The sequence below is a fragment of the Roseomonas sp. TAS13 genome (assembly GCF_001950415.1).
Classification (GTDB): Bacteria; Pseudomonadota; Alphaproteobacteria; order Acetobacterales; family Acetobacteraceae; genus Roseomonas; species Roseomonas mucosa.
The window spans coordinates 1-11,908 of the sequence record NZ_BDLP01000120.1 but is presented as its reverse complement, the minus strand read 5'-3'; the positions used below and the strand labels follow the sequence as shown (position 1 = coordinate 11,908).

12 protein-coding genes are annotated in these 11,908 nt (G+C 69.7%); 2 read left to right on the top strand and 10 right to left on the bottom strand.

Annotated features, from left to right (window positions below):
- Positions 1–32: 32 nt before the first annotated feature.
- The 9 genes from ROTAS13_RS11380 to ROTAS13_RS11340 form a co-directional block, all read right to left on the bottom strand.
- Positions 33–1,541, bottom strand: a complete 1,509-nt coding sequence (locus ROTAS13_RS11380; RefSeq protein ID WP_253187663.1) for a fatty acyl-AMP ligase — start codon at positions 1,539–1,541, stop codon at positions 33–35.
- A gap of 13 nt (positions 1,542–1,554) precedes the next feature.
- Entirely contained in the window at positions 1,555–2,295 is a 741-nt protein-coding gene (locus ROTAS13_RS11375; RefSeq protein ID WP_253187664.1) for an NTP transferase domain-containing protein, read from the bottom strand.
- A gap of 225 nt (positions 2,296–2,520) precedes the next feature.
- Complete coding sequence (locus ROTAS13_RS11370) at positions 2,521–3,600, bottom strand: ABC transporter ATP-binding protein (RefSeq protein WP_075822388.1); 1,080 nt, start codon at positions 3,598–3,600, stop codon at positions 2,521–2,523.
- 61 nt (positions 3,601–3,661) lie between these two features.
- Complete coding sequence (locus ROTAS13_RS11365) at positions 3,662–4,108, bottom strand: RbsD/FucU family protein (RefSeq protein WP_019460905.1); 447 nt, start codon at positions 4,106–4,108, stop codon at positions 3,662–3,664.
- Positions 4,102–4,977 (bottom strand): amidohydrolase, encoded by an 876-nt coding sequence (locus ROTAS13_RS11360; RefSeq protein ID WP_075822387.1) that lies wholly within the window; start codon positions 4,975–4,977, stop codon positions 4,102–4,104. The genes ROTAS13_RS11365 and ROTAS13_RS11360 overlap by 7 nt, the downstream gene beginning before the upstream one ends.
- On the bottom strand, positions 4,974–5,999 hold the full coding sequence (locus ROTAS13_RS11355; protein ID WP_075822386.1) for an aldo/keto reductase: 1,026 nt from the start codon (positions 5,997–5,999) through the stop codon (positions 4,974–4,976). Before ROTAS13_RS11355 ends, ROTAS13_RS11360 begins: the two co-directional genes overlap by 4 nt.
- Entirely contained in the window at positions 5,992–6,813 is an 822-nt protein-coding gene (locus tag ROTAS13_RS11350) for a carbohydrate ABC transporter permease (RefSeq protein ID WP_019460902.1), read from the bottom strand. Before ROTAS13_RS11350 ends, ROTAS13_RS11355 begins: the two co-directional genes overlap by 8 nt.
- A complete protein-coding gene (locus ROTAS13_RS11345; protein WP_099780905.1) occupies positions 6,813–7,769 on the bottom strand; it encodes a carbohydrate ABC transporter permease in 957 nt (318 codons plus the stop codon). Before ROTAS13_RS11345 ends, ROTAS13_RS11350 begins: the two co-directional genes overlap by 1 nt.
- The gene (locus tag ROTAS13_RS11340; protein WP_139323321.1) at positions 7,766–9,088 is read right to left on the bottom strand and encodes an ABC transporter substrate-binding protein; all 1,323 of its coding nucleotides are present in this window, start codon (positions 9,086–9,088) and stop codon (positions 7,766–7,768) included. Before ROTAS13_RS11340 ends, ROTAS13_RS11345 begins: the two co-directional genes overlap by 4 nt.
- Positions 9,089–9,327: 239 nt before the next feature.
- Between ROTAS13_RS11340 and ROTAS13_RS11335 the strand changes: the two genes are divergently transcribed.
- Together ROTAS13_RS11335 and ROTAS13_RS11330 are read left to right on the top strand one after the other, a co-directional pair.
- Complete coding sequence (locus ROTAS13_RS11335; RefSeq protein ID WP_019460899.1) at positions 9,328–10,215, top strand: dihydrodipicolinate synthase family protein; 888 nt, start codon at positions 9,328–9,330, stop codon at positions 10,213–10,215.
- Positions 10,216–10,223: 8 nt separating this feature from the next.
- A complete protein-coding gene (locus ROTAS13_RS11330) occupies positions 10,224–10,922 on the top strand; it encodes a GntR family transcriptional regulator (RefSeq protein ID WP_075822384.1) in 699 nt (232 codons plus the stop codon).
- 336 nt (positions 10,923–11,258) lie between these two features.
- Here ROTAS13_RS11330 and ROTAS13_RS11325 read toward each other — a convergent pair.
- On the bottom strand, positions 11,259–11,908 hold a 650-nt coding region (locus tag ROTAS13_RS11325), incomplete at its 5' end, for a thiamine pyrophosphate-dependent enzyme (RefSeq protein WP_253187662.1).

Sequence of the window (11,908 nt, the reverse complement as noted above, 5' to 3'; positions counted from 1 at the left end):
TCGCCTTACGGTGGAGCTGTGCGTAGATGTGATCAAGAGACAGCCGCGCCGTCCTCCTCCACCGAGAAGGCCGCGGCGTCGCCGCTGCGCGCCGTGGGGATCGACTGCTCCACGGACCATTCCAGGTCCTGCGGCCAGACATTGCGGCCGTTGACGATGATCAGGTCCTTGGCGCGGCCGGTGATCACCACCTGTCCGTTCAGGCGGTAGCCGAGGTCGCCCGTGTCGAGCCAGCCATCCGCCGAAAGCACGGCGGTGCTTTCCTCGGGCCGCTCGTCATAGCCCTGCATCAGCCCCGGACCGCGCACCAGGATGCGCCCCACCTGCCGTTCGGGCAGCGCGGCGCCGGTGGCGTCGCGGATCTCCAGCTCGGTGCCCGGAACCGGGGGGCCGCACAGGGCGAATTCCCGCAGCCGCGACCCGTCGCCGGGGGGCATGGCGGCGCCCTCCCGCTCCAGCCGGTCGAGGTCCACCATGTCCGTCGCCAGCCCCTTGCCCAGGGGTGCGAAGCTGATGGCGAGGGTCGCCTCGGCCATGCCGTAGCTGGGCACGAAGGCTTCCGCGCGGAAGCCATCCGGCGCGAAGGTCTCGGCGAAGCGTGCCAGCACGTGCGGCCGGATCATGTCCCCGCCGATGCCCGCGGCGCGCCAGGAGGAAAGGTCGAGGGCCGGGCCCTTGGCCGGGTCCGGGCGCCCCCGCCGGGTGCAGAGCTCGTAGCCGAAGCTGGGGCTGTAGGAGAGGGTGGCGCGGTTGGCGGAGATCAGCCTCAGCCAGAGCTGCGGCCGCCGCGCGAATTCCTGCGGCGAGAGGTAGTCCACCGTCACCTGCCCGGCGAGGGGCGCCAGCATGAAGCCCACCAGGCCCATGTCATGGTAGAGCGGCAGCCAGGACACCGCCCGGTCCTCCTCGCCCACCTGCAGCCCGTGCCGGAGGATGGCGCGGATGTTCTCCATCAGCGCCCGCTGCGTAACGGCCACCCCCATGGGGAAGCGCGTGCTGCCCGAGGAGAACTGGAGATAGGCGATCTCGTCCTCGCCCAGCGGAACCGGGTCGGCCGCGCTTTCCGGAGCCGAGGCCAGCCCCGCCACGGTTCCGAAGACCGTCAGCCCGGCCTCGGCGGCAAAGGGTGCCAGCCAGGGCTGCAGGGCCTCCGGCACGAAGAGCGCCGAGGCGCGGGCCGCCAGGGTCAGCCGGGAAACATGCTCGATATAGGTCTGGCGCCCGCCGAAGGCGACCGGCAGGGGCAGGAGCAGCGGCACCAGGCCCGCATACTGGCAGGCCAGGAAGGCCTCCACCACATCGGGCCGTGTCTCGGCGACGATGGCCACGCGGCTTCCGCGCTCCAGCCCGGCGCCGATCAGCTGCCTTGCCAGGCGGCGCGCCGTTTCGCGCAACTCGCGGTAGGACAAGGCCCTGACCAGTTCACCCCGGCCATCATGGAAATTCAGGCCCGTTTCCCCACCGGCGGCGTAGTTCAGGGCATCGGGCAGGGTGGCAAAGGACCCCAGGCGTCGGGGAAGCGAATTCCGCGTCGGGAGCATGATCACCTCGGCGTCACCCGGCCAGGGCCGGGGTGGGCGTGGCCCAGGAGCGGACAAGCGCCTCCGCCTCGGCGAGATCGTCCGGATAGTCCACCTCGCCCCAGCTGAGGCCCTCGATGGAGGTCACCCGGACCTGTCCCGTCTGCGCGAGGGCATGGATGACGGAGAGATACCAGCGGCGCAGCCCTTCCGGCTGGCGCAGTGCCGTTTCCAGCCCATCGGCGAAGAGCGCGCCGCCCGTGCCCTGGAAACGCAGCATGCCGATGGACTCGCCATTCGTTTCGGACGGCAACAGGGTCTTGCCGATGGCGCGGAGGATCGCCCCATCCGCCGAAACCTTCATGTCGTCGGCGTCATAGGCGGACTTGCGGTCGATGGTGACGGTGATGTCTGCGGCGGGGGCTGCCAGCAGGTGGCGCAACACCGCGGGCTCGAACAAGGTGTCGCCATTCAGCAGCACCGTGTCGGCCGCCCGCAGCAGGTCACGGACCAGGAAGCAGCTGCCGATGTTCTCGGCGACGCCGAAGAAAGGATTGAAGAGGGTCCGGACCGTCAGGCCCGCGGGCGTGATGCCGGGCAGCGCCGCCTCGATGGCCTCGGCCCGGAACCCCGTGACGAGCGTGACCTCCCGAATCCCGGACCTGGCCAGTCCCAGAAGCTGCCAGCCAAGGATGGATCTGCCACCCACGGAAAGGAGACATTTCGGGGTCTGCTCCGTAAACGGCAGGAGACGACGCCCCTGGCCAGCACACAAGACGATGGCCTTCAATGTTCACATCCCATGATTGACGTCGGTGTATGTAAGCTATCGCCTCCCGATGTAACACCCTATCTTTGACACGGCCATGCCCAGGGCACGGGGCTGTGCCCCGGCCGCACATGTCCGTCGGCCGTGGTTCCGGGCACGGTGCTTGCTGATACGGGGGGGACGAGATCGCCGGGGGTGGGGACGCCCTCCGGGCGATGGCCTCGCGCCGCCTCAGGCGGCGAGGTCCTGCCGGAAGGTTTCCACGCGGAGCCCGTCCGCCTGGTCGAACAGATGGGCGAGGCGGGTGTCCCAGTGGATGGGGAGGACCTCGCCGGGCGCGACCTGGATGCGCTCGCGGAAGCTGCCCATGAAGCGGTGTTCCCCCAGCCGCCCGAAGACCTGCGTTTCCGAGCCCGTGGGCTCCATCACATCCACCACCATCGGCAGCCCGCCCTCTCCGACCAGAAGGTGCTCGGGCCGTATCCCATAGGTCACGCGGCGGCCCGGCGCGACCGGCGAGCCCGCGGGCAACGGCAGGACCATCCCGTCGCCGAGCTGCACGCCGCCCTCCACGGCGGTGCCGGGCAGGAGGTTCATGGCGGGCGAACCGATGAAGCTGGCTACGAAGACATTCGCCGGGCGGTCGTAGAGTTCCAGGGGCGCACCGATCTGCTCCACGCGCCCGTCCTGCATCACCACGATCTGGTCGGCCATGGTCATGGCCTCGATCTGGTCATGGGTCACATAGATCATCGTGGTGCGCAACCTCTGGTGGAGAGCCTTGATCTCCGTGCGCATCTGGACGCGCAGCTTGGCATCCAGATTCGACAGCGGCTCGTCGAACAGGAAGACCGCCGGGTCGCGCACAATGGCCCGGCCCATGGCGACACGCTGCCGCTGCCCGCCCGAGAGATGGCGCGGCAGGCGGTCGAGCAGCCTGGACAGGCCGAGGATCTCCGCCGCGGGCCGCACCTTCCGGAGGATCTCCTCTGGCCTCGCCTTCTTCAGCTTCAGGGCGAAGGCCATGTTCTCGGCCACCGTCATGTGCGGATAGAGCGCGTAGTTCTGGAACACCATCGCGATGTCGCGATCCTTGGGCGGCACGTCGTTCACCACGCTCGGGCCGATGCTGATCGTGCCGCCCGTGATGGTCTCCAGCCCGGCGATCATGCGCAGCAGGGTGGACTTGCCGCAGCCCGACGGGCCGACGAGGACGACGAAGGCGCCGTCGGGGATGTCGATGGACACCCCGTGCATCACCGCATGGGCGCCATAGGCCTTGCGGACGTTGTCGATGGTGACGGACGCCATTTCCCCTCGCTCTCCTTGTTCTTCCGGAGCCATTCTTGACCCGCCCGGCCACGGGCCGTGCTCAGTGCCCGGCGATAACACCCTTGCGCAGCAGGAAGCAGCCATAGGGACGGGCATCGCCGACCTGAACCACGGCGAAGCCCCTGCGGGCGGCGTCGTAGAAGGCGAAGCGCTCCAGCCCCTGCATGGTCAGCCCCGGCACCGCCCGTTCCAGCTCCGCCTGGACCTCGCGCTGGATGGGCGGAACCTCGCCGGGGGCGCCCACCACCTCCATACGCCGGACCGGGCCGGGCTCGAAATCGTCGATCGGCAGCAGGGTCAGGATCGCCGCCGCGACTTCGGCCATGCGCAGGCCCGGCAGGATGACGAGGCGGCCCGATGCGGTGGACCGCGCGATGGCCGCGGCGGGATGGTTGGCATCCACCAGGACCAGGTCGTCGCCATGGCCCATCGAGGCCAGGACCCAGAGCAGGTCCGGCGTCAGGAGGGGATGGATGGTCTTCAGCATGGCTTGCGCCCCCGCTTGCCGAGATAGGTCCGTGCCGCATTGCCGCCGAGGATGGCCGCCCGGTCATCCGCCGGCAGGGAGGCGAGGAGCGCGGCCGTGGCCTCCCACCAGCCGGAATAGGTTCCCGCCAGGCGCAGCACGGGCCAGTCGCTGCCCCAGATCACGCGCCGCGGCCCGAAGAGCTCCAGCACCCGCTCCGCATAGGGGCGCAGACCCTCCAGGCTCCAGCCGGGCCCGGCCTCGGTGATCAGGCCCGAGAGCTTGCAGTGGACATGCGGCAGCCGCGCCAGCGCCGCCATGCCCTCCGCCCAGCCGCGCCAGGACCGGGTGCCCGGCCCCTCCACGATGGCAGGCTTGGCCAAGTGATCGATGACGATCGCGAGCCCGGGATGGGCCTCCGCGAAGCGGAGCAGAGAGGGCAGGTGGCGAGGCTTCACCAGCGCGTCGAAGGCCAGCCCCAGCGCCTGCATCGCCTCCACCGCCGGCAGCAGCGCCGGGCGCAACAGCCACTCGTCGTCGGGAAGGTCGTGCAGCATCGGCCGCAGCCCGACCAGCAGCGGGTCCGCCGCCAGCCGCCGGAGAGCGGCCGGGGCATCGGGGGCTTCCAGGTCGCTCCAGCCGACCACGCCCAGGACGCCGGGTTCCGTCGCCGCGATGCCGAGCAGGTATCGGGTCTCGGCCTCCGTGGGCGCGGCCTGGACGGCGATGCTGCCGCCGATCCCGGCCTCGCGGAGCAGGGGCGCCAGATCGCCGGGGCCGAAATCCCGGTGGATCGCCCCCATCTCCGGCGTCAGCCAACCATAGTCGCCCCGGGACAGGGCCCAGAAATGCTGGTGCGCGTCGATCCGGGGTGAGAGCGCGGCGCTCATATCGGAACGGGCGCATCGGGGCGCAGCAGCCCGGCATCCCGCATCGCGGCCCAGAAGGCGGGGGGAACCGGACGTTCCAGGGCGGCGAGGTTGCGCCCGACCTCCCCGGCACTGCCCGCCCCCAGCACCACGGAGGAGACGGCCGGATGCGCGAGGCCGAAATGCAGCGCCGCGTCGGCGAGGCGGACGTCATGCGCGGCGCAGATCGCCTCGATGCGACGCACCGCGCCGAGGATCGCCGGCGGCGCGTCCCGGTAGTTGTATTTCGCGCCCGGCACGGCGCCGGTCGCCAGGATGCCGGAATTGAAGACGCCGCCCAGCAGGATGCCGATGCCCTTCTCCAGCGCGAGGGGCAGGAAATCGTCGAGCGCCCCCTGTTCCAGCAGCGTATAGCGGCCCGCGAGCAGCATGGCGTCGAAATCGCCCGCGCGGGCGAAGCGGGCGCACATCGCGCTCTCGTTGACGCCGACGCCGATCGCCTTCACCACCCCCTCGCGGCGCATCCGGTCCAGGGCGGGATAGGCCCCCTCCATCGCCTCGCGGAAACGCCGCTCGACGGCATCGCCATGGGTCCAGCGGTCCACGTCATGGATCAGCAGCAGGTCGATCCGGTCCGTGCCCAGGCGAAGCAGCGACTGCTCGACGCTGCGCAGCGTGCCGTCATGGGAGTAATCCACCACCGCCCGGTGCGGCAGGCCGCCGAGATAGCCCGAGCCGTCGCCGCGCCCCTGCCGCGGTTCCATCCAGCGGCCGGCCTTGGTGGACAGCACCACGCCTTCGCGCCCCGCGATCCGCAGCGCCGTGCCGCAGCGGTGCTCCGACAGGCCATGGCCATAGAGCGGCGAGGTGTCGAGCAGGGTGACGCCCTGCTCGATGGCGGCGACGGCCGCCCCGATGGCCACGCCCTCCTCCATCCGCGCATAGAGGTCGCCCAGCGGCGCGGCACCGAAGCCGATGGCGGAAACCGTCAGCCCGGAGCGGCCAAGGGGCCGCGCCGGCAAAGCGGGGCGGGGATCAGCCACCCTTCACCGCCCCCGCCGTGAGGCCGGCGACGATCTGGCGCTGCGCCACGATGGTCAGGATCAGCACCGGCAGCGTGACCACCAGCGCCGCGGCGGCCAGCGGGCCCCAGCTCACCTGCTCGAAGGACAGCATGTTGTACACGGCAACCGGCAGGGTCCGCGTCTCCCGCCCGGCCAGCACGATGCCGAAGACGAAGTTGTTCCAGGAGAAGATGACCGACAGGATGAAGGCCACCACGATGCCGGGCCTGGCGATGGGCAGCGCCACCTGCCGGAAGATCTCCCACCGGTTGGCGCCGTCGATCATCGCGGCCTCCTCCAGCTCCAGCGGCGTGGTCTCGAAATAGCCGATCATGATCCAGATCACGATCGGCACCGTGACCACGAGATGGATGACGATCTGCGGCACCAGCGAGCCCAGCAGGCCCAGCCACTGGAAGAGCAGGAACATCGGGATCAGGAAGGACAGGCCCGGCGTCATGCGGGCGATCATGATCACCACCGCCGCGCGATGGGCGCCGAGCCGCGCGATGCCGTAGCCCGCCGGCACGCCGACCAGCAGCGCGAGCAGGGTGGCGGTGCCGGTGACGACGATGCTGTTCCAGAAGTACAGCAGGAAGTTGTTGCTCTCGAAGACGCCGGCGTAGTTCTTCCAGGCGATCCGGTCCGGGATCAGGATGGGCGGGTAGGCGCCGTTGTCGATCTCGAACTTGAGGGACAGCGACAGCATCCAGACGAAGAAGAGCAGCGCTGGCGAGACCACCAGCAGCCCGCAGAGGATCATCCCGAGCTTGCGCATCAGCGTGCGGGCCATCAGGCGGCCCCCCGCACGGCGCGGTCGGCGCGGCGGCGCAGATGGAGCAGCAGCAGCGACAGCAGCACGATGAAGACGAAGAACACCACCGCGATGGCGGAGCCGTAGCCGACCTCGTAATAGGCGAAGGCCACGCTGTAGAGGTAGAGGTTGATCGTCTCCGAGGCCGTGCCCGGGCCGCCCTGGGTGATGGCGTAGATGATGTCGAAGCTCTTGAAGGCATCGATGGTGCGGATGATCACCGCCACCATCAGGAAGGGGCCGAGCATCGGCAGGGTGAGATAGCGGAAGCGCTGCCAGGCATTCGCGCCATCGATATGCGCGCTCTCATAGGGCTCCTGCGGCAGCGAGGCCAGCCCGCCCAGCACGATCAGCATCACCAGCGGCGTCCACTGCCAGGTCTCCACCAGCACCAGCGAGGGGATCACCGTGGCCGGATGGAAGACCCATTCCTGCGGCCCGATGCCGACCAGCGAGAGCAGGTAGTTCAGCACGCCGAGCTGCGGGTGGAACATCATCGTCCAGACCAGGGCGATGGCCACCGGCGTCGCCATCATCGGCATGACGAAGATGCCCCGGAACAGCCCGCGCAGCGGCATCTCCTTGTGGAAGAAAAGCGCCGCCGCCGTGCCCAGCACCAGCGGCGCCACCACCGACAGCACCGTGTAGAGCAGCGTGTGCCAGAGCGATTCGAGGAAGCGCGCATCCCCGGCCAGCCTGGCGTAGTTCGCCAGCCCGACGAGATGATGGCTCTCGCCCACGCGCCACTCGTTCAGGCTCATCCACAGGGTGAAGACCCAGGGAAAGAGGATCACCGCGCAGACGGTGAAGAGGGCCGGCAGCACGAAGGCCCAGTAGCCGCGGCGAAGATGGTCGCCGCCGCCGGTGGAAAGGGCCGCCCCGCCCGGCGCCGCCCGCGGCTCCGCCGGCGATTCGGCCGAGGCGGCCACGCTCATGCCCGCTCGCTCCGCTCCAGCACCGGCCGGAACTCCTGCGTCGCGCGCTTCAGCTCCGTGGCCGGGTCGGCGCCGGAGATCATGTTGGTGAGCGCCACGCCATAGACGTCGCGGAACTCGGTGACCGGGATGATGACCGGCAGGGCGAGGCGGCTGACCGCCGCCGACTGCGCCACGGCATCCACCCATTCGCCGGGCATCTTCACCCCCTTGCGGACCTCGGGATCGGCCAGCACGGAGTTGCGGAAGGGCACGCCGGAGCCGGTCTGCAGCAGCCGCGCGCCCATCTCCCGCGACACCGCCCACTGGCAGTAGAGATAGGCCGCCTCCTTCTTCGCCGAGGCCGCGGCGACCCCGATCCCGTCGCCGAAGGTGCCGGCGGCATGCGCCTTCGGCCCCCTGGGCATCAGCCCGTACCCGACCTTGCCCACGACGCGGGACTTCTCCGGGTCCTCCAGCGGCGGGGCGAAGCCGATGCCGTCCAGCCACATGCCGATGCGGCCCTGCAGGAAGGCCGACTGGCATTCCGCCCAGTTGAAGCCCGAGATGCCCGGCGGCCCCGACTTGCTCATCAGCCGCTGGTAGAGCTTCGCCGCCTCGATCGCCTCGGGCGTATCCGTGCGCAGCTCGCCCTTCGCATCCACCGACGGCGTGTCGTAGCCGAGCATGAAGGTGGTCCAGACGGGCGTGTTGGCATTGCGCAGCCCGCGCGCCACGAAGCCGTAGGTGCGGCTGCGCGCATCGGTCAGCGCCTCGGCGGCCGCGACCATCTCGTCGAAAGTGGCCGGGAAGGCGATCTTCTTCTGCGCGAAGAGCTCCTTGTTCCAGTAGAGGATCCAGTAGTCCACGGACCAGGGCAGGCCGCCGATGGCCTTGCCGTCCCGCGCGAAGGTCAGCCCGGCCTCGGAGAAGTCCGACAGCAGGTCCGGCGGCGTCAGGGCGCGGTCGTTGATGTAGGGCGTGAGGTCGGCCAGCCAGCCGCCCTTCTCGAACTGCCGCTTCTGCACGTGATAGCTGAGATGCACCACGTCGAAGCTCGGCTTGCCGGAGGCCAGCTCGATGGTGGCCTTCTGCCGCTGCTGCTGCTCCGGCGTCTGCTCGGCATTCACCTTGATGCCGGTGAGGTCCTCGAACTCCTTCTGGTGGCGCTGAAGGGTATCGCCGCGCGGGCTCCTGATGAGCGAGACCTCGATGGTCGTTCCGGCGTGCTTGCGCCAGTTGATCCCGCTCCCGCCCTGGGCCCAGGAGGACCGGGCGCCCAGCAGCCCCATTCCCCCGAGTGCCGCTCCCGTGCCGAGAAGCCGCCGACGCGTCGGCATGCGCAGCTCCGCCATACGTTCCTCCACTCCCCTCGGCGGTATCACCCGCCTGGCCGGATCTTCGGGACGGCATCGCCGCCCAGCCCTCTCCGGGGCTCGCCGCCTTCCTGTCGCGGAGGCGGCGGTCATCCATGAGCGATTCCCATAGCCGCCCCGCGTGAAGCTTGCAACATGGTTCGAGGGGAGTAACATGTCGGCTTCATAACACCGCCCTGTCAGGGGCGAAGGGAGTGGAACACATGCCCCGGGACACCCAGCCTTTCGGCCTCTCCTGCGCCCTCACGACCCCTTTCGAGGCCGATGGCGCCGTGGACCTCGCGCGGCTGGTCGCGCAGGCCGGCTGGTGCCTGGAACAGGGCTGCAACAGCGTCACGGTCTTCGGCACGACGGGGGAGGGCGCCTCGATCGGCCTGTCCGCCCGGCGCGCGATCCTCGCGGCGCTGGCGGAGGCGGGGTTCGATTTCGGCCGTTCCGTCGTGGCGGGCGTCGCCGCCTCGGCGATGGAGGACGCGCTGGAACAGGCCCGCCTGGCCTACGACCATGGCTGCCGCGCCATCCTCCTGGCGCCGCCCTTCTACTTCAAGAACCCGAGCGAGGAGGGGCTCTTCCGGTGGTTCGGCGCCTTCCTGGACGGGCTGGGCGATGCGGCGCGGGATGTCATCCTCTACAACATCCCGTCGGTCACGGCGGTCCCGCTTCCGGTTTCCCTGATCACCCGCCTGCGGGAGGCCCATCCCCAGGCGATCCTCGGCGTGAAGGATTCCTCCGGCGACTGGGCCTACGCGCAGGCGCTGCTGGCCGCGCATCGCGACCTCGTCATCCTCATCGGCGACGAGCGCCGTCTGGCGCAGGCCGTGCGGATCGGCGCCCAGGGCGCGATCTCCGGCATGGCCAATATCCATCCCGATCGCCTGCTGAGGATGATCGGAACGGGCGAACCGGACGCGGCCATGGACGAGGCCGTGGACGAGCTCCTGAAATACCCTGTCACGCCCGCCGTGAAGGCCCTGGTCGCGGCGCGCACCGGCGATCCCGCCTGGGCCATCCCCCGTGCACCGCTGCTGCCCCTGTCTGCCGGGGAGGCCGGCGCGCTCGGGGCACGCCTGCGGGCGATCTTCACCTCATAGGAACGCGGATGGTCGCCATCGTCGAACAGGCCCTGCTGGACCGGGACTCACCCAATCTCCGGTCCCGCGCCTATGACAGCTTCACGCGGCATCTGCTCGCGCGCGACCTGCGCGCGGGCCAGTTCATCTCCCAGCGGGAACTGGTGGAGATGACGCAGCTTCCGCTCGCGGCGATCCGGGAGATGATCCCGCGCCTGGAGGCGGAGGGGCTGGTCCGCACCGTGCCCAATCGCGGCATGCAGATCCCCCATGTCGATCTGGGCCTGATCCGGGAAGCCTTCCAGCTCCGCCTCTTCCTGGAGCGGGAGGCCGTGGCGAGCTTCACCCGCACAGCTAGCGACGAGACGATCGCGGCGCTGGAGAGCGAGCATCAGGCCATCATCGGCGAGTGCCGGGCGGCCGCCGCGAGCGGCGGGATCACCGCCGCGCATGTGCAGCACGCCCAGGACATCGACTGGAGCCTTCACACCAGCATCATCAATGCCCTGAACAACTCCATCATCGCCGACATCTACCGCGTCAACTCCATCAAGATCCGCTTGATCAAGCAGGAGCAGACCCGGCTGAACGAGACCGTCCTGCTGCCAACCATGGAGGAGCATCTCGCGGTCATCGCCGCCATCCGGTCGCGCGACCCGCAGCGGGCCGCGGATGCCATGGGCGAGCATGTGAACAGCGCCCGCGACCGTGCCATGGGGTTGCGCTAAGGGCTTGGCGCAGGCCGCAGCAGACGCGGCTTGCTTCCGCACCGCCGCCGCGCTATAGGAATATAATCAACACCATCGCCGCACGATCTGCTGTGCCTCCATCAGCACCGTCGGATCTCATCCCCTTCGAATGGACGGCGGGGCCAGGCCTCGCACCCATCCGAAGGAATAAAGGGCTAAAACCTTAAAGTCCTAAAACCCTAAAATACGAGAACGACCCGCGTGGCGGTCCGCCGCAGCCCATGAAGGCAAAGCGGCAAAGGCCACCAGCACCGCCCGGCCAGCCCCCGGGAACCTGCCCCGGGAATCTGCCCGGGGCCCAGGCCGCCATCCGCATCACACGAGCAGTTCGATCAGGAAGGGACCGTTCCGGCCGAGGCTCCCCGCCAGGAGGTCCGCCAGCCCGTCGAGGCTCTCCGTCCGGGCGGCCTCGACGCCCATCCCCTCGGCCAGCTTGACCCAGTCCAGGTCCGGGTTGCCCAGGTCGAGCATGTTCATCGCGGTCGGGCCCGGATTGGCGCCCACGCCCAGATACTCGCCCAGCAGGATCTGGTACTTCCGGTTGGCGATGATGATGGTCGTGACCGGCAGCTTTTCCCGCGCCTGGGTCCAGAGCGACTGCAAGGTGTACATGGCCGAGCCATCCGCCTGCAGGCTGATGACGCGCCGCTGCCCGCCCGCGCCGATGGCGGCGCCGGTGGCGACGGGCATGCCGTCCCCGATCGCACCGCCGGTCAGTTGCAGCCAGTCATGCGGCGGCGCGGCATGGGTCTGGGGATAGAAACCCCGTCCATAGGACACGCTCTCGTCGGAAATGATCGCGCCCTCGGGCATCAGGGCCGCCACGGTGCGCGCCAGCCCTTCCGGCGTCGGCGCGCCGCGCACGGGCTCCGGACGCGGGCCGGGATCGGGGATATCGGCGCGGGGGGCGCCCAGTTCATCCTGTCTCTTGATCACATCTACGCACAGCTCCACCGTAAGGCGAA

What these genes read in the sequence shown, in the direction of transcription:
- ROTAS13_RS11370 (WP_075822388.1), bottom strand. Translation starts at nt 3,600, where the DNA reads ATGGCGTCCGTCACCATCGACAACGTCCGCAAGGCCTATGGCGCCCAT.
- ROTAS13_RS11360 (WP_075822387.1), bottom strand. Translation starts at nt 4,977, where the DNA reads ATGAGCGCCGCGCTCTCACCCCGGATCGACGCGCACCAGCATTTCTGG.
- ROTAS13_RS11340 (WP_139323321.1), bottom strand. Translation starts at nt 9,088, where the DNA reads ATGCCGACGCGTCGGCGGCTTCTCGGCACGGGAGCGGCACTCGGGGGA.
- ROTAS13_RS11365 (WP_019460905.1), bottom strand. Translation starts at nt 4,108, where the DNA reads ATGCTGAAGACCATCCATCCCCTCCTGACGCCGGACCTGCTCTGGGTC.
- ROTAS13_RS11345 (WP_099780905.1), bottom strand. Translation starts at nt 7,769, where the DNA reads ATGAGCGTGGCCGCCTCGGCCGAATCGCCGGCGGAGCCGCGGGCGGCG.
- ROTAS13_RS11380 (WP_253187663.1), bottom strand. Translation starts at nt 1,541, where the DNA reads ATGCTCCCGACGCGGAATTCGCTTCCCCGACGCCTGGGGTCCTTTGCC.
- ROTAS13_RS11350 (WP_019460902.1), bottom strand. Translation starts at nt 6,813, where the DNA reads ATGGCCCGCACGCTGATGCGCAAGCTCGGGATGATCCTCTGCGGGCTG.
- ROTAS13_RS11330 (WP_075822384.1), top strand. Translation starts at nt 10,224, where the DNA reads ATGGTCGCCATCGTCGAACAGGCCCTGCTGGACCGGGACTCACCCAAT.
- ROTAS13_RS11335 (WP_019460899.1), top strand. Translation starts at nt 9,328, where the DNA reads ATGCCCCGGGACACCCAGCCTTTCGGCCTCTCCTGCGCCCTCACGACC.